At 69.6% G+C, this 20,856-nt stretch carries 18 protein-coding genes; 15 read left to right on the top strand and 3 right to left on the bottom strand.

The features are described 5' to 3' along the window. The first annotated feature begins 20 nt into the window (after positions 1 to 20). Genes IWH25_RS10905 through IWH25_RS10880 form a run of 6 tightly spaced genes read left to right on the top strand, consistent with a single transcriptional unit; the run spans position 21 to position 4,488 of the window. Positions 21 to 986, top strand: a complete 966-nt coding sequence (locus IWH25_RS10905) for an RnfABCDGE type electron transport complex subunit D (RefSeq protein ID WP_203389221.1) — start codon at positions 21 to 23, stop codon at positions 984 to 986. Continuing rightward, positions 986 to 1,636 (top strand): electron transport complex subunit RsxG, encoded by a 651-nt coding sequence (gene rsxG, locus IWH25_RS10900; protein WP_338022661.1) that lies wholly within the window; start codon positions 986 to 988, stop codon positions 1,634 to 1,636. The genes IWH25_RS10905 and rsxG overlap by 1 nt, the downstream gene beginning before the upstream one ends. Positions 1,637 to 1,656: 20 nt before the next feature. Then, complete coding sequence (locus IWH25_RS10895) at positions 1,657 to 2,337, top strand: electron transport complex subunit E (RefSeq protein WP_203385832.1); 681 nt, start codon at positions 1,657 to 1,659, stop codon at positions 2,335 to 2,337. A gap of 7 nt (positions 2,338 to 2,344) precedes the next feature. After that, positions 2,345 to 2,980, top strand: a complete 636-nt coding sequence (nth, locus tag IWH25_RS10890) for an endonuclease III (protein ID WP_203385831.1) — start codon at positions 2,345 to 2,347, stop codon at positions 2,978 to 2,980. A 19-nt stretch (positions 2,981 to 2,999) separates the two neighbouring features. Beyond that, entirely contained in the window at positions 3,000 to 4,079 is a 1,080-nt protein-coding gene (locus tag IWH25_RS10885) for an FIST C-terminal domain-containing protein (protein WP_203385830.1), read from the top strand. Further along, positions 4,060 to 4,488 (top strand): DUF1841 family protein, encoded by a 429-nt coding sequence (locus tag IWH25_RS10880; RefSeq protein ID WP_203385829.1) that lies wholly within the window; start codon positions 4,060 to 4,062, stop codon positions 4,486 to 4,488. Before IWH25_RS10885 ends, IWH25_RS10880 begins: the two co-directional genes overlap by 20 nt. A gap of 9 nt (positions 4,489 to 4,497) precedes the next feature. On the opposite strand, the gene IWH25_RS10875 is transcribed toward IWH25_RS10880, so the two are convergent. Both IWH25_RS10875 and IWH25_RS10870 read right to left on the bottom strand, forming a co-directional pair. After that, the gene (locus IWH25_RS10875) at positions 4,498 to 7,695 is read right to left on the bottom strand and encodes an EAL domain-containing protein (protein WP_238999076.1); all 3,198 of its coding nucleotides are present in this window, start codon (positions 7,693 to 7,695) and stop codon (positions 4,498 to 4,500) included. Between the two features lie 49 nt (positions 7,696 to 7,744). Then, positions 7,745 to 7,939 (bottom strand): hypothetical protein, encoded by a 195-nt coding sequence (locus IWH25_RS10870; protein ID WP_203385827.1) that lies wholly within the window; start codon positions 7,937 to 7,939, stop codon positions 7,745 to 7,747. A gap of 140 nt (positions 7,940 to 8,079) precedes the next feature. Here IWH25_RS10870 and IWH25_RS10865 point away from each other — a divergent pair, with 140 nt between their 5' ends. The 4 genes from IWH25_RS10865 to IWH25_RS10850 all read left to right on the top strand — a co-directional run bounded on the left by IWH25_RS10865 (position 8,080) and on the right by IWH25_RS10850 (position 11,419). After that, positions 8,080 to 8,922: an AAA family ATPase gene (locus IWH25_RS10865; RefSeq protein WP_203385826.1), complete on the top strand. Its 843-nt coding sequence runs from the start codon at positions 8,080 to 8,082 to the stop codon at positions 8,920 to 8,922. A gap of 19 nt (positions 8,923 to 8,941) precedes the next feature. Further along, positions 8,942 to 10,111, top strand: coding sequence for a vWA domain-containing protein (locus tag IWH25_RS10860; RefSeq protein WP_203385825.1), 1,170 nt, complete (start codon positions 8,942 to 8,944; stop codon positions 10,109 to 10,111). Between the two features lie 73 nt (positions 10,112 to 10,184). Further along, the gene (locus IWH25_RS10855; RefSeq protein WP_203385824.1) at positions 10,185 to 10,748 is read left to right on the top strand and encodes a response regulator; all 564 of its coding nucleotides are present in this window, start codon (positions 10,185 to 10,187) and stop codon (positions 10,746 to 10,748) included. Between the two features lie 2 nt (positions 10,749 to 10,750). Further along, a complete protein-coding gene (locus IWH25_RS10850) occupies positions 10,751 to 11,419 on the top strand; it encodes a FecR family protein (protein WP_203385823.1) in 669 nt (222 codons plus the stop codon). On the opposite strand, the gene tfpB is transcribed toward IWH25_RS10850, so the two are convergent. Next, positions 11,413 to 13,194, bottom strand: coding sequence for a type IV pilus assembly ATPase TfpB (gene tfpB, locus IWH25_RS10845; protein WP_203385822.1), 1,782 nt, complete (start codon positions 13,192 to 13,194; stop codon positions 11,413 to 11,415). The two genes, IWH25_RS10850 and tfpB, sit on opposite strands and share 7 nt — an antisense overlap. Before the next feature lie 229 nt (positions 13,195 to 13,423). Between tfpB and IWH25_RS10840 the strand changes: the two genes are divergently transcribed. The 5 genes from IWH25_RS10840 (at position 13,424) to IWH25_RS10820 (ending at position 20,844) form a co-directional block, all read left to right on the top strand. After that, positions 13,424 to 13,903 carry a glutathione peroxidase gene (locus IWH25_RS10840; protein ID WP_203385821.1) on the top strand — a complete coding sequence of 160 codons (480 nt, stop codon included), beginning with the start codon at positions 13,424 to 13,426 and terminating at the stop codon, positions 13,901 to 13,903. A gap of 237 nt (positions 13,904 to 14,140) precedes the next feature. Further along, complete coding sequence (locus IWH25_RS10835; RefSeq protein WP_203385820.1) at positions 14,141 to 17,755, top strand: response regulator; 3,615 nt, start codon at positions 14,141 to 14,143, stop codon at positions 17,753 to 17,755. After that, entirely contained in the window at positions 17,752 to 18,147 is a 396-nt protein-coding gene (locus IWH25_RS10830; RefSeq protein WP_203385819.1) for a response regulator, read from the top strand. The genes IWH25_RS10835 and IWH25_RS10830 overlap by 4 nt, the downstream gene beginning before the upstream one ends. Next, entirely contained in the window at positions 18,144 to 18,533 is a 390-nt protein-coding gene (locus IWH25_RS10825; RefSeq protein WP_203385818.1) for a response regulator, read from the top strand. The genes IWH25_RS10830 and IWH25_RS10825 overlap by 4 nt, the downstream gene beginning before the upstream one ends. Next, complete coding sequence (locus IWH25_RS10820; protein ID WP_203385817.1) at positions 18,520 to 20,844, top strand: EAL domain-containing protein; 2,325 nt, start codon at positions 18,520 to 18,522, stop codon at positions 20,842 to 20,844. Before IWH25_RS10825 ends, IWH25_RS10820 begins: the two co-directional genes overlap by 14 nt. The last annotated feature ends 12 nt before the right edge of the window (positions 20,845 to 20,856 follow it).

Genomic DNA, 20,856 nt, shown 5'->3' with positions numbered 1-20,856 from the left:
ACGCCAGCGTGCAGCGCGTCATGCTGCAGGTGCTGGCCGCACTGCTGCCGGGCGTTGCCGCCTACGTCTGGATCTTCGGCCCGGTGATCCTGGTCCAGCTGGCGCTGGCGACGGCCACCGCGCTCGCCGCCGAGGCGGCGATGCTGAAGCTGCGCGAGAAGCCGCAGGCGATGTTCCTCGCCGACGGCAGCGCCGTCGTCACCGCCTGGCTGATCGCGCTCACCTTCCCGCCGCTCAGCCCGTGGTGGCTGATCGTCACCGGCACGCTGTTCGCGATCGTCGTCGCCAAGCACCTCTACGGCGGCCTCGGCCAGAACCCGTTCAACCCGGCGATGGTCGCCTTCGCCGTCTGCATCGTCTCCTTCCCGGCGCTGATGTCGCAGTGGCCGGCGGTCGGCCTCAAGGTCGCCTTCGCCGACCAGGTCGGCGTCGTCTTCGGCCTGCTGCCGCGCGTAGACGCGATCTCCGGCGCGACGCCGCTGGACACGCTGAAGACCGCGCTGAAGCTCGAGGACGGCCAGTTCAGCGTCGCCCAGCTGCTCGCCAACCAGGACGTGTTCGGCTTCTTCGCCGGCCGCGGCTGGGAATGGGTGGCCGGCGGCTACCTGCTCGGCGGCCTCTGGCTGTGGCAGCGCGGCATCGTCACCTGGCACGCGCCGCTGGGCTTCATCGCCGGCCTGTCGCTGCTCGCCGGCGGCCTCTGGCTGTACAACCCGGCGCAGTTCGCCAACCCGCTGTTCCACCTCTTCTCCGGCGGCGCCATGCTCGGCGCCTGGTTCATCGTCACCGACCCGGTGTCCGGCTGCACGACGCCCCGCGGCAAGCTGATCTTCGGCGTCGCCGCGGGCGTCCTCGCCTACGTCATCCGCGTCTTCGGCGGCTACCCCGACGGCGTCGCCTTCGCCGTGCTGCTGATGAACCTCTGCGCGCCGCTGATCGACCTCTACACGCAGCCGGCGATCTTCGGCATGAAGGACAAATCGTGATGAAGAGACACGAGCCGACGGCAGCGGCGATGGCGGTGCGCACCGCCGTCATCCTCTTCGTCTTCGTCATCATCTTCACCGGCGTGCTCGCCGGCGCCTACCTGTGGACCAAGCCGGCGCTCGAAGCCTCGGCCGCCGAGGAGAAGATGAAGCTGATCGACGAGGTGCTGCCGCGCAGCGCCTACGACAACGAGCTGCTCAAGGACACGCTGACGCTGCCGGCCAGCCCGCTGCTCGGCAGCGACGGCGAGACCGTCGCCTACCGCGCGACGAAGGGCGGCCGGCCGGTGGCAGTCGTGCTCGAGGCGGCGGCCCCGGACGGCTATTCCGGCAGGATCCGCCTGCTCGTCGCGATCGCCGTCGACGGCGCCGTCAGCGGCGTGCGCGTCACCCAGCACAAGGAAACGCCGGGGCTGGGCGACTACATCGAGCCGAAGAAGGACAAGAACAAGGCGCGGCCGTGGATCACCCAGTTCGACGGCCTCAGCTACGCCGCCGTCACCGACAAGGACTGGAAGGTGAAGAAGGACGGCGGCCGCTTCGACTTCGTCGCCGGCGCCACGGTGACGCCGCGCGCGGTGGTCAAGGCGGTACGCAAGGCGACCCGCTACGTCGCCGAGAACCAGAACCGGCTCTACGCGTCGAAGTAGGGACGAAAGCGAGGAACCCGATGATCGCCCGCGACGAATTCCGCAGCATCGCCCACAACGGCCTCTGGAAGCAGAACACCAGCCTGATCCAGATCCTCGGCCTGTGCCCGCTGCTCGCCGTGACCACCAACGCGGTCAACGGCATCATGCTGTCGCTGGCGACGATCCTGGTGATGGCGCTCTCCGGCGTCGCCGTCGCCAGCCTCAGGAACTTCATCCCGCACGAGATCCGCATCCCGGTGTTCATCCTGATCGTCGCCGCGCTGGTCACCGTCGTCGACCTGCTGTTCAACGCCAAGCTGCACGATCTCTACCTGGTCCTCGGCATCTTCATCCCGCTGATCGTCACCAACTGCATCGTGCTCGCCCGCGTCGAGGCCTACGCCGCCAAGAACCCGCCGCTGCAGGCGACGCTCGACGGCGTCTTCATGGGTGTCGGCATGCTGTGGACGCTGGGCCTGCTCGGCGGCCTGCGCGAGCTGATCGGCGCCGGCACGCTGTTCTCCGGCATCGACCTCGTGATCCCCGGCCTGCAACCGCTGCAGCTGCTGCCGGCCGACTATCCCGGCCTGCTGCTGGCGATCCTGCCGCCCGGCGCCTTCATCCTGCTCGGCTGCATGATCGCCTGGAAGAACTGGGTCGAGGCGCGCGCCGCGGCGCGCCGGCAGCCCCCCGCGGTGGCGGCCGCCGCCGGCCACTGATCCGGACATGAACGCCGCCCAGCGGACCGAGTTCTTCGCCCGCCTGCACGCCGCCAACCCGGCGCCGACGACCGAGCTCGAATACGGCTCGCCGTTCCAGCTGCTGATCGCCGTCATCCTCTCGGCGCAAGCCACCGACGTCTCGGTGAACAAGGCGACGAAGCAGCTCTTCGCCGATGCGCCGACGCCGGCGGCGATGGCCGCGCTCGGCGAGGAGCGGCTGGCCGACTACATCAAGACGATCGGCCTCTACCGGACCAAGGCGAAGAACGTCGTCGCCACCTGCAGGATCCTCGTCGCGAACCACGGCGGCGAGGTGCCGGCGACCCGCGAGGCGCTCGAAGCGCTGCCCGGCGTCGGCCGCAAGACCGCCAACGTGGTGCTCAACACCGCCTTCGGCGAACCGACGATCGCCGTCGACACGCACATCTTCCGCGTCGCCAACCGCACCGGGCTGGCCCCCGGCAGGACGCCGCTGGCGGTCGAGCAGAAGCTGCTGAAGGCGGTGCCGGCGCCGTACCGGCGCGACGCCCACCACTGGCTGATCCTGCACGGCCGCTACATCTGCACGGCGCGCCGGCCGCACTGCGAGCGCTGCCCGCTCGTCGACCTGTGCGAGTACAAGGGAAAGGCGCTGGCCTGAGGCCGGCCGCCGACCGACGATGAGCGCCGCCACCGCCCTGCTCGCCGGCAACGACGCCGTTCCCGAGCTCGCCGCGCAGGTCGTCGAGGAGGCACTGCGCCGCGCCGGCCGCGCGCAGGCCAACAGCGTGCTGCTGTTCCTCAGCCCGGAGTTCTCGCGCCATGCACAGCCGGCGGTACGCGCCGCCGCGCGCGCAGCGCAATGCACGCAGGTCTTCGGCGGCATCGCCGCCGGCCTGTGCACCGAGACCGGCTGGGCGCTCGACCGCCCGGCGGCGGCGGCGATGGTGCTCTGCGACGGCGTCTCGCTGCGCGCGCCGGCAGCCGGCGGCGACGCCCCGCTGCTCAGCTGCACGACGACGCCCTTCCCTTCCGAATGGGCGCACAGCCGGCGCTGCGGCCTGCTCTTCCACGGCAACGGCGGCGACGGCGCGGTCTGGCAGCAGAGCCGGGTGGCGGCCGCGGGCAGCGTCGACGCCTGCATGCACGGCGCCGCCCTGCGCCTCGCGGTATCCAGCGGGCTGCACCGGCTGGGCATGCCGCTGCCGGTCGAGCAGCTGCGCGGCTACGACCTGCAGTCGCTGGGCGGGCAGTACGCGCTCGATTCGCTGCTGCGCCAGCTGCCGGCGGCGTGGCGCGAGCATCTGCCGCTGCACCAGGTCAATGCGCTGATCGAGGACCCGGACGCGCCGGACGGCCTGCAGGTGGCGGCGATCATCTCGGCCAATGCCGACCGCTCGCTGACGCTGACCGTGCCGCTCGCCGCCGGCCAGCGGCTGTGCTGGGCGATCCGCCAGCCGCTCGCGGCCGAGACCGAGATGCGCGAGAGCCTGCGCCAGAGCGACGCCGCCGCCGGCGCGGCACCCGACTTCGCGCTGTTCTTCTCCTGCATTGGCCGCGGCCCCTACTTCTACGGCGGCGAGGACCGCGACCTGGCGGCGCTGACCGAGGCCCACCCCGGGCTGCCGGTGCTCGGCGCCTACGGCACCGGGCAGATCGCCTTCCGCGGCGACGCCAGCCGGCAGCTGCACAATTCGGTCGTCACCGCCTTCTTCAACGAACACCCCCGCGAGAACGAAGATGTTCAATCCCAGTCGTGAACAGGTGCGCCGCTTCTTCTGCGACGCCTGGCGCAAGCACCTCAACCGCTCGGTGCTCGACGGCGCCGAAGTCACCGCTATCGACATCATCCTCCGCCACCCCGAGTACCACGCGCTGCTGGCGAGCGGCGAGGAGGCCGTCGCCCGCGACTGGACGCCCGAGGGCGGCGAGATGAACCCCTTCCTGCACCTCTCGCTGCACCTCGCGGTGGCCGAGCAGATCGCCATCGACCAGCCGCCCGGCGTGCGCGCGGCGTGGCAGAAGCTGGCGGCGCGGCACGACCCGCACGCCGCCGAGCACATCATCCTCGAATGCCTCGGCGAGACCATTTTCCGCGCGCAGCAGGTCGGCGGCGGCATGGACGCGCAGGCCTACGTCGAAAGCATCGAGCGCGCCGCGCGCGGCTGAGTTACGCCGCTACCACGTCCGCCGCGCGGCGATCAGCGCCTCGGCCGCCGCCGCGTCGAGCGGCGGCGCGAAGTAGTAGCCCTGCCCGTAGTCGACGCCCAGTACCCGCAGCTGCGCCAGCTGCTCCGCCTTCTCGACCCCCTCGGCGACGAGATCCATGTTCAGCGTGCGCGCCAGCGCAACGATGGTCTGCACGATCTCGGCGTCCTTGCGGTCGACGTCCATGCGGCGCACGAACGAGGCGTCGATCTTCAGCGTATCGAGCGGGAAGCGGTGCAGGTAGGACAGCGACGAGTAGCCGGTACCGAAGTCGTCCATCAGCAGCTTGATCCCCATCGCGCGCAGCGTCTCCAGCACGTCCGCCGCCGCGTCGGCGTGCTCCATCAGCACCGTCTCGGTCACCTCCAGCTTCAGCGCGTCGGTCGCCAGCCCGGTCTCGGCGAGCACCGCCGCGATCTGCTGCGCCAGGTCGGGCTGCGCGAACTGCCGGCCGGCGAGGTTGACGCTCATCTGCAGCGGCATCTGCCCGGGGTAGCGCTGCTGCCAGTCGCGCATCTGGCGGCAGGCCTCGGCCAGCACCCAGCGGCCGATCGACAGGATCAGCCCGGTTTCCTCGGTCAGCGGAATGAACGCCGACGGCCCGAGCAGGCTGCCGTCGGGGCGGCGCATGCGCACCAGCGCCTCGAAGCCGGCCAGCCGGCCGCTGGCGAGCGCGACGACCGGCTGGTAATAGACGCGGAACTCCTCGCCGCGGGCGACCGCCTGGCGCAGCTCGGTCTCCATCGTCAGCTGCGCGACGGCGCGCTCGCGCAGGTCGGCGGCGAACAGTACGTGGCACGCGCCGCCGCGCCGCGTCGCGTCGTGCGCCGCGGTCTCGGCGTCGCGCAGCACGTCGCCGGGGGCGACGTAGCCAGGCCGGCCGAGGACGATGCCGACGCTGGCGGAGGTAAACAGCGCATGCCCCTCGATGTTGAAGCCGGCCGCCAGCCCACCCTGCAGGTGCTCCGCGAAATGCCGCGCCTCGGCGGCATCGCGCGTTTCGTCGAGCAGGATCGCGAAGCTCTGGCCGCCGACCCGCGCCAGCGTGTCGCCCGGCCGCAGGCCGTGCCCGAGCCGCTGCGCGACGGCGATCAGCAGCTGGTCGCCGACGGCGTCGCCGAGGCTGTCGGTGACCAGCCGGAAGCGGTCGAGCACCAGGAAGAGCAGTGCGAAGCCGCTGCCGGGTTCGATCCGGCAGCGGTCGAGCGCATCGCCGAGCCGGCTGAGCAGCAGCGCGCGGTTGGGCAGGCCGGTCAGGCTGTCGCGCAGGAGCTCCTCCTCGACCACGGTGGCCAGCATCACGCGCGCCGACGCGGCGCCGATGACGCCGGCGAGCTGCGCCTCGCAGTAGCGCGCCAGCTCGGCGTCGATCTCCTTCGGCCACTCCAGCCCGCGCTGCCGCGCGTAGGCGACGAAGGACAGCCGTGCGCTGGCGGCGCCGAGGAAACGTGCCATCAGCGCATGCAGGTCGGGCAGCGACCCGCTCGCCCGCCAGGCGCGTTCGGCGCTGCGCTCGTGCCGGAAGACGTCGACGAAGAGCGCCGCCTGCGTCTGTTCGACCGCATCCTGGCCGCTCAGCACCGATACGGCGAGGTAAGCACCGACGTTGGCGAACATGCTCCACAGCATCGCGTGCGTGATCTCGTCGAGCCCTTCCAGCCCGAACAGCGCGAGCGGCCGCAGCAGCGCCAGGCCGAACGGTCCCGCGTCGAGCAGCGCCATCGGCAGCCAGCCGGAGCGCGCCAGCGCCGGCAGCATCAGCGTGTAGGCCCAAACCAGGAAGCCGGCGCCGAGGCCGGCCAGCGCACCGGCCTTGGTACCGCCCTTCCAGTAGATGCCGCCAAGCAGCGCCGGTGCGAACTGGGCGACGGCGGCAAACGAGATGAGGCCGATCGAGACCAGCGCATAGGCCTCGCCGGCCAGCCGGTAATAGGCGTAGCCGAGCAGCAGGCCGGCGACGATGGTGCCGCGCCGGATCGTCAGCAGCAGGCCGGAGAGGTCGGTGCGCTCGGCCAGCCGCAGCGCGCTGATGCGCAGCAGCACCGGCATCACCAGGTCGTTGCAGACCATCGTCGACAGCGCGATGGTTTCGACGATGACCATCCCGGTCGCCGCCGAGAAGCCGCCGAGGAAGACCAGCAACGCCAGCGCCTCCTGCTGGCCGGACATCGGCAGCGTCAGCACGAAGGTATCGGGATTGACGCCGGCGGCGCCGAAGTGCAGCAGGCCGCCGAAGGCGATCGGCAGCACGAACAGGTTGAACAGCAGCAGGTAGAGCGGGAACAGCCAGATCGCCTTGTTCAGGTGCGCCTCGTCGACATTCTCGACCACCGCCACCTGGAACTGGCGCGGCAGGAACATGATCGCCAGCATGCTGACGAAGGCCAGCGAAAACAGCGACGCCCAGCTGCGGTAGATGTCGGTCGCGCCGCCGCCGATGGTGAACACCTCGGCGATGCGCGGCACCGCCGCCGCGCGCGTGAACAGGTCGGCGACGCCGTCGTACATGCCCCAGGTGACGAAGGCGCCGACGGCGACGAAGGCGAGCAGCTTGACCAGCGACTCGAAGGCGATCGCCGCCACCATGCCCTCGTGGCGCTCGGCGGCATCGAGCTTGCGCGTGCCGAAGACGACGGTGAACGCCGCCAGCGCCAGCGCCACGTAGAACGCCGTGTCGTGCCAGATGCTCTCCGCGCCGGCGGCAAGCGGCAGCACCTCGGGATAGGCGCGCAGGACGTTGAAGCTGGTCGACAGCGCCTTCAGCTGCAGCGAGATGTAGGGCGTGACGCCGACCACCGCGATCACCGTGACCAGCCCGGCGAGCAATGCGCTCTTGCCGTAGCGCGAGGAGATGAAGTCGGCCAGCGAGGTCAGGCGATTGTCCTTGGCGATGCGGATGATCTTGCGCAGCACCACCCACCACAGCGCGACCATCACCGTCGGGCCGAGATATACCGGCAGGAAGCCGATGCCGCTGTCGGCGGCGCGGCCGACACTCCCGTAGAAGGTCCATGCGGTGGCATAGACGCCGAGCGAAAGGGCATAGACGTAGGGGCTGGCGATCAGGCTGCGGCCGGCGGCGGCGGCCCGGTCACCGCGCCAGGCGATGAAGAAGAGCAGGCCCAGATAGGCGCCGGCGACCGAAAGGATGATCCACGCGGGCACGATTCACCTTCCGCGGCCGGCCGCCCGCTGCGCAAGGTTCCGGCGCACGGCGCTACCGCCTCTCGACGATCAGCGCCAACAGCGCGATCAACAGCACCCACGCGGCGTACGCATAGACGAACAACAGCGGCACGCCGGCGAACAGCTCGTCGCGGTTGAACAGCGCCAGCAGCGGGTAGTTGAACAGCAGGCATCCCAGCACGAACACGGCCGCCAAGCGCTGCGCCTTGATGTTGGGCTTGTTCATCGCTCCCCCGCCTCGGCATGGATGTTTCGCCATTCCTCCCGTGAACAATAGTCAGGCCACGCTGCCGCCGCAATGCGGCGGCGGTGCTACCATTCAAGCTTGCATCGCCGCCGCGGCGGCCGACCCTAGCGAGAATTTCCATGCGTTTCGAAGGCACCGAAAACTACGTCGCCACGCGCGACCTGACGCTTGCGGTCAATGCCGCGGTGACGCTGCAGCGGCCGCTGCTGATCAAGGGCGAACCGGGCACGGGGAAAACCATGCTCGCCGAGGAAGTGGCGGCGGCGCTCGGCCTGCCGCTGTTCCAGTGGCACATTAAGTCCACCACCAAGGCGCAGCAGGGCCTCTACGAGTACGACGCGGTGTCGCGGCTGCGCGACTCGCAGCTCGGCGACCCGAAGGTCGAGGACATCGCCCACTACATCGTCAAGGGCGTGCTGTGGCAGGCCTTCGAATGCGAGACGCCGAGCGTGGTGCTGATCGACGAGATCGACAAGGCCGACATCGAGTTCCCCAACGACTTGCTGCGCGAGCTCGACCGCATGGAGTTCCACGTCTACGAGACGCGGCAGACGGTGCGCGCGCGCCACCGGCCGCTGGTGTTCATCACCTCGAACAACGAGAAGGAGCTGCCCGATGCCTTCCTGCGCCGCTGCTTCTTCCACTACATCAAGTTCCCCGACCGCGAGACGATGGCGAAGATCGTCGGCGTGCATTTCCCGGACCTGAAGAAGACGCTGCTGCGCGAGGCGCTGGAGGTCTTCTTCGAGCTGCGCGAGGTGCCGGGGCTGAAGAAGAAGCCGTCCACCTCGGAGCTGCTCGACTGGCTGAAGCTGCTGCTGGCCGAGGACATCCCGCCCGAGGCGCTGCGCGCGAAGGAGCAGAAGGCGGCGATCCCGCCGCTGCACGGTGCGCTGCTGAAGAACGAGCAGGACGTGCACCTCTTCGAGCGGCTGGTCTTCATGGCGCGGCAGAACCGCTGACGTAGCCCGCGAGGCCGGCATGCTCGTCGACTTCTTCCTGCACCTCAAGGACCGCCGGCTGCCGGTGTCGACCAAGGAATTCCTGACGCTGCTGGAAGCGCTGCAGCAGGGCGTCATCGGCCACAGCCTCGACGACTTCTACTTCCTCGCGCGCAGCGCGCTGGTCAAGGACGAGGCCAACTTCGACAAATACGACCGCGCCTTCGCCGAATACTTCAAGGGCGTCGAGTCCTTGCCCGGGATGGACGCGCTGATCCCCGAGGACTGGCTGCGGCAGTCGATCAAGCGCCACCTGACGCCGGAACAGCGGGCGAAGCTCGAAAAGCTCGGCTGGGACAAGCTGATGGAGGAATTCCAGAAGCGCCTCGCCGAGCAGAAGGGGCGCCACGCCGGCGGCAGCAAGTGGATCGGCACCGGCGGCAGTTCGCCCTTCGGCCACGGCGGCACGCATCCCGAGGGCATCCGCGTCGGCGGCAAAAGCGAGAACCGCTCGGCGGTGAAGGTCTGGGAGAAGCGCGAGTTCAAGAACCTCGACGACCAGGTCGAGCTCGGCACGCGCAACATCAAGGTCGCGCTGCGCCGGCTGCGCCGCTTCGCGCGCGAGGGCGCCGCCGAGGAGCTCGACCTCGACGGCACCATCGCCGGCACCGCCAGGAACGCCGGCTGGCTCGACCTACAGATGCGCCCGGAACGGCACAACGCGGTCAAGGTGCTGCTCTTCCTCGACATCGGCGGCTCGATGGACGACCACGTGCGCATCTGCGAGGAACTGTTTTCGGCCTGCCGCAGCGAGTTCAAGCACCTCGAGCACTACTACTTCCACAACTGCGTCTACGAGGGCCTGTGGCAGGACAACCGCCGCCGCCACGACGAGCGCATCCCGACCCGCGACGTGCTGCACCGCTACGGCAGCGACTACAAGGCGGTCTTCGTCGGCGACGCCAGCATGAGCCCGTACGAGATCCTGCACCCGGGCGGCAGCGTCGAGCACTGGAACGAGGAACCGGGCGCCGTCTGGCTCGGTCGAATTACCGAGGCTTTCCCGCATGCGATCTGGCTCAACCCCGAGCCGGAACACGTCTGGCAGTACCGCCAGTCGACGGCGCTGATCCGCAACCTGATGGGCGGGCGGATGTTCCCGCTGACGCTCGACGGGCTGACGCGCGGCATGCACCAGTTGAGCAAGTAGTGCGGCGCATGTTCCGCTCACCAGTGAGCTGGAGTAGAGTGGACCCCAAACGACAACACGTGAGGAGGCGACGATGAGACAGGGAGCGACGCACCGGCACCCCGCGCAGATCGGGGGCACATTGCGGCCACACTACTGGGCGGGCACCGACCTCGGCGACGACCTGATCGCGGTGATCGAGGACCTCGCCGACGACGACGCCGACTGCCGCAGCGACACCCCGTGGCGGGTGCTGATCGCCGACGACGACCACAGCGTGCACGAGGCCACCGTCGCCGCGCTGGCCGGGCAGCGCATCGAGGACCGGCCGCTCAGCTTCCTGCACGCCTATTCCGCCCGCGAGACGATCTCGCTGCTCGCCGCCGGCGACCCGGTGCACCTCGTCCTCCTCGACGTCGTCATGGAATCGCCGGACGCCGGGCTGCACGCGGTGAACGACATCCGCGAGAACCTCGGCCTGCGCGACCTGAAGATCGTGATCCGCACCGGCCAGCCGGGGCTCGCCTCCGAGCAGGATATCCGCGACCGCTATGCGATCGACGGTTACGCCAACAAGGCCGAACTGACGCGCAGCATGCTGCGCGAGGTGATCGCCGCCGCGCTCGGACCCGGCTCGGCCACGCTGGAAGGCGCCTGACCATGAACGTCCGGCGGCGGCTGCTGCACGCGATGGCCGCGGCCGGCGTGCTCGGCCCGGCCGGCGCCGTCGGCCTGATCCGCGAGGCGCTGGCCGGCGGCGCGACGCCGGTGGCGCCGGGCATCCACCGCATCCGCGGCACCGTCACCGTAAACGGCCAGCCGGCGCGCGAGGGGCAGTTGCTGCGTGCCGGCGACACCGTCGCTACCGGACCGAAGAGCGAGGCGATCTACGTCATCGGCCAGGACGCCTTCCTGCAGCGCGAGCGGGCCACCGTCAGCGTCGCCGGCGAGGCCGTCGCCAACGTCATGCGCCTGATCACGGGCGGCCTGCTGTCGGTGTTCGGCAAGGGCGAGAAGCGGCTGGAGGTGCCGACGGCGACCATCGGCATCCGCGGCACCGCGTGCTACCTGGATGCGAGCGAGAAATCGGTCTATTTCTGCCTCTGCTACGGCACCGCCGAGTTGCAGCCGAAAGCCGAGCCCGGCCGCGTCGAGCGCATCGTCACCCAGTACCACGACCGGCCGATGATGATCAACAACGATCCGTCGCTGCCGACGATGTGGTCGGCGCCGGTGGTAGACCACAGCGACGCCGAGCTGACCATGCTCGAAAACCTCGTCGGTCGCTGGCCGCCGTTCTACGGAAAGTCCGGGCTGATCGGCTACTGATCGTTCGGCGGCGCCACCTTCAGCACCTCGTCGAGCGTCGTCAGCCCCTGCGCCGCCTTGGTCGCGCCGGAGATGCGCAAGGGCTTCATCCCCTCCCGGTAGGCCTGCTCGCGGACGCGGGCGATCTCGGTGTCGGGGCGGATCAGCTGCTTCAGCTCGGGGCTCATCAGCATGATTTCGTACAGGCCGACGCGGCCGGCATAGCCGGTCATGCGGCACTCCAGGCAGCCGACCGGATGATGCAGCTGCGGCGGCCGGCTGGCCTTCCACGGCGCCACCAGCGCGTTCCACGCCTCCTCGTCCTCCGCCCGCATCGGCGCCGCCTTCTTGCAGTGCGGGCACAGCGTGCGCACCAGGCGCTGCGCCATCACGCCGAGCAGCGTCGAGCCGATCAGGTAGGACGGCACGCCGAGGTCGAGGAGGCGCGTCACCGCCGACGGCGCATCGTTGGTATGCAGCGTCGACAGCACCAGGTGGCCGGTCAGCGCCGCCTGGATCGCCATGTCGGCGGTCTCCAGGTCGCGGATCTCGCCGACCATGATGATGTCCGGGTCCTGCCGCATCAGCGCGCGCACGCCGTCGGCGAAGCCGAGGTCGATCGCCGGCGTCACCTGCATCTGGTTGAACGAGGACTCGATCATCTCGATCGGGTCCTCGATCGTGCACACGTTCACCTCCGGCGTCGCCAGCTGCTTCAGCGTCGAATAGAGCGTCGTCGTCTTGCCCGAGCCGGTCGGACCGGTGACCAGGATGATGCCGTTCGGCTGCCGCGTCATCGCGTGCCAGCGCTTCTGGTCGTCGTCGGAGAAGCCCAGTTCGCGGAAGTCGCGCACCAGCACCTCGGGGTCGAAGACGCGCATCACCAGCTTCTCGCCGAACGCGGTCGGCAGCGTCGACAGGCGCAGCTCGATCTCCTGCCCGTCCGGCGTGCGCGTCTTGATGCGGCCGTCCTGCGGGCGGCGCTTCTCGATCACGTCCATGCGCCCGAGCAGCTTGATGCGGCTGGTCATCGCCGTCGCCACCGCCATCGGGATCTGGTAGACCTGATGCAGCACGCCGTCGATGCGGAAGCGGACGATGCCCAGCTCGCGCCGCGGCTCGATGTGGATGTCGGAGGCGCGCTGTTCGAAGGCGTACTGCCACAGCCAGTCGACGATGTTGACGATGTGCTGGTCGTTGGCGTCGAACTGGCGGTTGCTGCGGCCGAGGTCGACCAGCTGCTCGAACGAGGAGAGGCCGCTGGTGTTGCCGCCGCTCTTCGCGGCGTTCTTCACCGAGCGCGCCAGGTTGTAGAACTCGACCAGGTAGCGCGCGATGTCCGACGGGTTGGCGACGACGCGGCGGATCTGCTTCTTCAGGATCGGCTCGAGCTCCTTCTCCCATTCGCGGATGTACGGCTCGGCGGTGGCGATCACCACCTCCCTGGTCGTCACCTGCAGCGGCAGGATCTTGAAGCGCGTCGCGTAGGCGCTCGACATGACGTCGGTGACGATCGAGAAATCGACCTTGAGCGGGTCGATATGGACGTACTCCAGCCCGACCCGCTGCGCCAGCCACTCGGTGAGGTCCTCCAGGTGCAGCGGCTTGTTCGGCGGCTGCAGGTTGCGCCACTTCTGGTCGGCGGCCAGCACCAGCGGGTGGATGTCGCCGCGGAAGAGGCGGCGCTCGGCGACCAGGCGCTCGGCCTCGCCCTTGTCCACCATGCCGTCGGCGACCAGCCAGCCGACCACCTCGGGCAGGGTCAGACGATGTTCGTGCACCACCGGTGAAGCCATTGCGCGCCCCTCTTCGACAGATGACGGGCACTATACCGCCGCCCCCGATGCCGCTCAATGTCGTTCCGACGGGACAGCACGGCAGTGCCCGCCAATTCCCCTGCCCCGGTTGCACGTTTTTTTTTGAACGCCGGAAACCGATTCGCGTCAAATTGTGATGTGTTGCGGCACGCATCCGCCGCCGCTTTTGGGAAAGGCCCCAGCCAACGTAGCCCAGAGGAGATCCGGCATGCCCGACGTTTACGACTTCTCCGCGCGCAGTCTCGACGGCCGCGACGTCCACCTCGGCGAGTATCGCGGCCAGGTGCTGCTGATCGTCAACACCGCCAGCCGCTGCGGCTTCACGCCGCAGTACGAAGGGCTGGAACGACTCTACCGCGACTACCGCGGGCGCGGCTTCGCCGTCCTCGGCTTCCCCTGCAACCAGTTCGGGGCGCAGGAACCGGGCGACGCCGCGGAGATCGCCGACTTCTGCTCGACGACCTACGGCGTCAGCTTCCCGCTGTTCGCCAAGATCGACGTGAACGGCGACAACGCGCACCCGCTCTACCGCCACCTGAAGGAGGCGAAGCCGGGCCTGCTCGGCACCGAGGCGATCAAGTGGAACTTCACCAAGTTCCTCGTCGACCGCAACGGCGAGGTGGTCGAGCGCTTCGCGCCGGCGGTGAAGCCGGACGAGCTGCGCCGGGCGGTCGAAGCGATTATCTGAATCGCCACGGCGCCCCTTCCGCCGGGCTGATGCGGGGCGGTGGCGAGCCCCCTTGCGGCGCCTGCGGAACCCGCTGTAACCCCCGAATCTAACGATAACCCGGCTATTACCAAAGTAATACCGACAGCATCTTTTTGCGTTGAACAAAGGGCCAATGACTGCTACGTTAGGAACGACGAATAGATAGACGCACGACGCGGTTTTTCGAGACGAAGAACAATCCAGAAAGTCCGGTCCATGGCGCACTGGTTTCCAAGACTTCGCGAACGCCTGCTGCTGCTGGTGCTGCTGGCTGTCGCCCCCGGTTTCATGCTGATCGCCTACTCCGCGTGGGAAGGGCGGGCGCAGGCGCGGGCCGGCACCGAACGGCAGACCCGGCAACTGGCGATCCATGTCACCGAGGAACAGAGCCGCCTGATCGCGCAATCCCGGCTGCTGCTCGGCATCCTCTCGCGGCTGCCGATCGTCCGCGACGCGGCGACCGATCCGGAATGCGGCCGCACGCTGAACACGATCCGCCGCGACAACCCGATGTACGGCAACATCGGCGTCGTCGACGCCGAGGGCACGATGCTCTGCAGCGCGCTCGGCTTCAAGGCCGGCATGAACGTCGCCGACCGCAGCTGGTTCCGCCGCGCGCTCGACAGTCGCGGTTTCGCGGCCGGCGACTACCTGATCGGCCGCCTCTCCGGATTGCCCAGCCTGACGCTGTCGCTGCCTGTTCTGGACGATACCGGCACAACGCGCAAGGTCCTCTTCGCCGCGCTCGACCTGTCGTGGCTGTCACGCCTCGCCGATTCTGTACCGCTGCCGCCGGGAACGGCGATCGCGGTGGTCGACAGCGATGGCGTCATACTCTCCCGCCACCCCGATCCGCAACGCGAATGGACCGGACGGAAGGTGCCCTATGAACCGGCGATCGACCGCATCGTCGGCGCCGGCTGCCGCGGCTTCGCCGAGCTGACCGGGATCGATGGGGTGGTACGGTTGAACGCCGTCGAGCCCCTGCGCCTTTTCGAGGACGGCAAATGCCTTTATGTCCGCGTCGGCATCCCGAAAGACGAGGTCTATGCGCCGAGCGAACGGGAATTCCGGCGCAATCTGGCGGCGATGCTCGCGGCCAGCCTGCTGGTGCTGGCGATCGCCTGGTTCGGCGGCGACTGGCTGGTGCTGCGGCGCATGCGCGCGCTGACCACCGCTGCGCAGCGCCTCGGCGACGGCGACCTGGCGGCACGCAGCGGACTGCCGCCGGCACCCGACGAAATCGGCCAGCTCGCCCGCACCTTCGACGACACTGCAGCGCACCTGCAGGACCGCGAACAGCGCCTGCTCGACAGCGACCGTTCGCTCGCCCGCGCCAACCGCGCGCTGAAGGTACTGAGCGCCGGCAACCGCACGATGCTGCACGCGACCGACGAACCCGCGCTGCTCGCCGCGATGTGCCGCGTGATCGTCGACGCTGGCGGCTACCCGATGACCTGGGTCGGCTACCGCGAGGACGACGCGGCAAAAACGATCCGCCCAGTGGCGCACAGCGGCTTCGACATCGCCGCTCTCGACCCGCGCAGCCTGACCTGGGACTCGGCTATCGCCGGCAACGCAACCACCGGCGCCGTGCTGCGCAGCGGGCAGCCGTCGCTGTACCGCGTCGGCGACGGCAATCCGCCGCTCGCCTGCATGAGCGACGCCGGCTGCAGCGCGGCGCTGGTGCTGCCGCTGTGCAGCAACGGCGACTGTTTCGGCGTGCTCAATATCTACGCCATCGACGGCGATACCTTCGAGGAGGACGAGATCCGGCTGCTCGGCGAGGCGGCGGACGACCTCGCCTACGGCATCTGCCGCCTGCGCGACCGCGCGCGCAGCCTGCAGGCGGACGAGATCGAAGACCTCTACAACAAGGCGCCCTGCGGCTACCACTCGCTCGATGCCGACGGGCGCATCATCCGCATCAACGACACCGAGCTCGCCTGGCTCGGCTACGCGCACGAGGAGATCGTCGGCCGCCGGCATTTCGCCGACCTGCTGACACCGGCCAGCCGGGCGACCTTCGCCGGGAGTTTCCAGCACTTCAAGGAGTGCGGTGAAATCCGCGACTTCGAATTCGAGATGCTGCGCCGCGACGGCAGCGTGCTGCCGGTACTGCTCAACGCCACCGCGATCCGCGACAGGGCCGGCAACTATCTGTCCAGCCGCTCGACCGTCTACGACATCACGGACCGCAAGCGCGCCGAGGAAGCGCTGCGCCGGGGCAAGGAAGCCGCCGAGGAAGCGACGCGGATGAAGAGCGAGTTCCTCGCCAACATGTCGCACGAGCTGCGCACGCCGCTCAACGCCATCATCGGCTTCTCGGAAGTGCTGCGCGATGGGCTGGTCGGCGAGCTGACGCCGGAGCAGAACGAATACGCCAGCGACATCCACGACAGCGGCCGCCACCTGCTGTCGCTGATCAACGACATCCTCGACCTGTCGCGGATCGAGGCCGGCAAGATGACGCTCGACCTGGAAGCGCTCGACCTCGGCACGCTGCTCGCCAACAGCCTGACGATCGTCAAGGAACAGGCGGCGACGCACCGTATCCGGCTGCGGCTGGAAGCGCCGGCGGACCTGGGCAGCGTGCAGCTCGATGCACGGAAGACCAAGCAGATCGTCTACAACCTGCTCGCCAACGCCGTGAAATTCACGCCCGACGGCGGCAGCGTGACCCTGCGCGCGCGCCGCGTCGCGCGTGCCGAGGTGACGGCGTGGAGAGCGGCGGAAACGACCAATCTGCGCCTGCCGCTGCCGCCGGGCGAATTCGACGAATTCCTCGAACTCGCGATCGAGGACACCGGCATCGGCATCGCGCCGGCCGACGCGCCCCGCCTGTTCCACACCTTCGCCCAGCTCGACGCCTCGCTGGCGCGGGAGACGAAGGGCAGCGGACTGGGCCTCGCGCTGGTACTCAAGCTGGCGCAACTGCACGGCGGCACCGCGGCGCTGGCAAGCGAGCCCGGCCAGGGCAGCCGCTTCCTCGTCTGGCTGCCGTGGCGTGCCGCCGGCGCCGCGACAGAGGAGACAAAACCCACGCCCGAGCCAAGCGCGGCGGTCGCCGGACGCCCCGTCGCGCTGGTGATCGAGGACGACGCGCGCGCCGCCGAACTGCTCCGGCTGCAACTGGAAGCGGAGGGCTTCGCCGTCCGCCACGCCGCCGGCGGCCGGGAAGGACTGGCGCAACTCGCGGCGGAAACGCCGGCGGTGATCATCCTCGACCTGCTGCTCCCCGACGCCGACGGCTGGGAGCTGCTGGCGCAGTTGAAGCAACCCGATTCGCCCGCGGCCCAGGTGCCGGTGGTGATCGTCTCGATCGTCGCCGACACGCAGCGAGGCATCTCGCTCGGCGCCGGCGCCGTGCTGCAGAAGCCGGTGACCCGCGCGGACCTGCTGCGCGCGCTGGCGGACGTGGGGCTGGCGCGGCGGAGCCCGCCGCCCAAGGTTCTGGTCGCCGACGACGACCCGCAGGCGGTCGCGCTGCTCGCCGCCTACCTTGCCGAGGCGGGCTACGCCGTGCTGCGCGCCTTCGGCGGCAGCGAGGCGGTCGCCGCCGCGCGGCGCGAACGGCCCGACCTGCTCGTGCTCGACCTGACGATGCCCGACCTGAACGGCTTCGAGGTCGTCGAGGCGCTGCGTCGCGATCCGGAGACGGCGGCGATGCCGATCGTGATCGTCACCGCCAGGACGCTGTCGGCCGAGGAACGGAAGAGCCTCGACGGCGCAGTCGCGGCGACGCTGGAGAAAGCCAGCTTCGACCATGGGCGCTTCACCGGCGAGGTCCGGCGGGCGCTGCGGGCCGTTGGCAGGAGGAGCGCGCCATGACACGCTGCGTGCTCGTCGTCGAAGACTCCCCGGCCAACATGAAGCTGGCCTGCCTGCTGCTCGGCAAGGCCGGCTACCGCGTGCTGCAGGCCGACAACGCCGGCGACGCGATCGTGCTGGCGCGCGCGCAGCAGCCCGATCTGGTGCTGATGGACATCCAGCTGCCCGGCATGGACGGGCTGACCGCTACCCGCATCCTCAAGAGCGACGCGGCCACGCGCCGCATCAAGGTGGTCGCGCTCACCGCCTTCGCGATGAAGGGCGACGAGGAGCGGATGCTCGCCAGCGGTTGCGATGGCTACATCGCCAAGCCGATCGAGCACCGGAACTTTCTCGCGGAGGTGGCGCGCGTCCTCGCCCTGCCTTGCGCCCACAGGGAGACCCCGCAATGACTTCCGCCAAGCATGTCCTCGTCGCCGACGACGACCCCCGCAACCGCAAGCTGATCGAGACGCTGCTGCGCGCCGAGGGTTACGCCGTGCACAGCGTCGATTCGGGGCAGGACGCGCTCGCCGCGGTCGCCGCCGCCGTCCCCGACCTCATCCTGCTCGACCTGATGATGCCGGGCATGGACGGCTTCGAGGTGGTGCGCCGGCTGGCCGCCGACGCCGCCACCCGCAACATCCCGATCGTCATGGTCACCGCCCTCGACGACGACGCGTCGCGCGCACGCCTGGCGGCGGCCGGCATCCGCGACGTGATCAACAAGCCGATCGACCGCTGGGTGCTGCAGGCCTGCGTCGACAAACTGCTGGGGGAGCGCCATGACGACGCCTGAAACGAGCACTAATGCGGGGGCCGGGCAACGCGAGCTGGAGCGGCTGAACCAGCTCTATGCGATGCTCAGCCAGATCAACCGCGCCATCCTGCGCAGCGACGATCCGCAGGGGCTCTACGGCGCCGTCTGCCGCATCGCCATCGAATGCGGCGGCTTCGCCCTCGCCTGGGTCAGCCTGCTCGACCCGGCGAGCACGCGCGCGGTGCCGGTAGCCGCCGCCGGCCTCGCCCCGCTGCACCAGCTCAAGCGCGTCAACCGCAGCGCCGACGATCCGACGCCGACGCTGCTCGCGCTGCGCGACAAGCGCCCGGTGGTGGTCAACGACACCCGCGACGACCCGCGCATGGCCGCCTGGCGCGAGCTGACCGAGCAATGGAACGTGCGCAGCGGCGGCGCCTTCCCGATCTACCTCGAAGGCGAGATCATCGGCGCCTTCAACGTCGCGGCGACCGAGCCGAACACGCTCAACGACCGGGAAGTAAACCTCCTGGTCGAGGTCGCCGACGACCTCTCGTTCGCGCTCGAAGCGATCCGCCGCGACGAGAAGCGCGTCGCCGCCGAAAGCAAGATGCGCTACCTCGCCTACTACGACACGCAGACCGGCCTGCCCAGCCGCGAGCTGTTCGAGGAACGGCTCGCCGAAGCCTGCCAAAGGCCGGAGCAGAAGGTCGCCGTCCTCGTCGCCGACCTGCGGCACTACCACAGCATCATGCAATCGCTCGGCGCCGGCGCCGGCCAGGACCTGGTCCGCGCGGCCGCCGCGCGACTCGAGACGGCACAGCCGACACTGCCGGTCGCGCGCGTCGCGGAGGCGATGTTCGCGGTGATGCTGTGCGAACCGGACGGGCTTGACGTCGTCGAGGAACTGGCCTGGAGCATCCACAAGGCCCTCGCCGAACCGGTCCGCACCAACGGGCGGGAGGTGCTCCTCGACCCCTTCGTCGGCATCGCCGTCCACCCCCAGGACAGCACCCCGGCCGAGCTGCTGAAGCACGCGATGCAGGCAGCAACCGATACCGCCCACGACGTCTCCGGCCACTGCCGCTTCTTCATCCCCGAGATGGACGACGGCTCGCGCCGGCGCCTCGACCTCGACACCGCGTTGCGCCGCGCGCTCGAACGCGAGGAGTTCACGCTGCATTACCAGCCGCAGGTCGGACTCGCCAGCGGCCGGGTCGTCGGCGCCGAGGCACTGCTGCGCTGGCAGCGCCCGGGGCACGGCCAGATCGCGCCGAACCACTTCATCGCGCTGCTCGAGGACAGCGGGCTGATCGGCCCGGTCGGCGAATGGGTGCTGCACGAGGCCTGCCGCGCCGCGCGGCGCTGGCTGGATGCGGGCCTGCCGCCGCTGCGCATCGCGGTCAACGTCTCGGCGAGGCAGTTCCGCGACCACGACATCCGCGGCCTGGTGCGGCGCGCGCTCGACGCCACCGGACTCGAGCCGCAGCGGCTGGAGCTGGAGCTGACCGAAAGCGCCGTCCTGCGCGATGCCGACAAGGTCATCCGCACGATGCACGAACTGAACGACGACGGCCTCTCGCACGCCCTCGACGATTTCGGCACCGGCTACTCGTCGCTCAGCTACCTGCAGCGGCTGCCGGTCGCCCGCATCAAGATCGACCGCAGCTTCGTCTCCCACATCACCTCCAACCCGGGCGACGCGGCGATCGCGCGCGCCGTGGTCGGCATGGCGCACAGCCTCGGGCTGTCGGTGATCGCCGAAGGCGTCGAGACGGAAGGCCAGCTCGGCTTCCTGAACGGCATCGGCTGCGAAGAAATCCAGGGCTACTACTTCAGCCGCCCGCTGCCCGAGAACGAATTCGTCGCGCTGCTGCGCGAGGGACGGTGCATTCCCGCGGCGCAGGCCGAAAAGCCGGAGCGGGTGCTGCTGCTGGTCGACGACGAGCCGAACGTGATCTCGGCGCTGAAGCGGCTGCTGCGCGGCAAGGGCTACCGCATCGAGGCAACCACCAGCACGCGCGAAGGCTTCGACCTGATGGCGACGCAGCGGCCGGGGGTGGTCATCTGCGACCAGCGCATGCCGGAAATGACCGGCACCGAATTCCTGCGCCGGGTCAAGGAACTCCACCCGGAAACCTTGCGCATCGTGCTGTCCGGCTACACCGAACTCAATTCGGTGATCGACGCCGTCAACCAGGGTGCCGTCTACAAGTTCCTGACCAAGCCCTGGGAGGACAAGGCGCTGTGCGACAGCATCCAGGAAGCGTTCCGCATCTACGAACTGGCGCGTGAGAACCGGGAGCTCACGCGCCTGTTGCACGCACAGCGGCCGGCGGGGCTCGACGCCTGACGGCCGCCGCGC

It is taken from the genome of Azospira restricta (assembly GCF_016858125.1).
In the GTDB taxonomy this organism is placed as follows: Bacteria; Pseudomonadota; Gammaproteobacteria; order Burkholderiales; family Rhodocyclaceae; genus Proximibacter; species Proximibacter restrictus.
Note: the sequence above shows the minus strand (reverse complement) of the source record. Positions and strands in the feature narration are given on the sequence as shown.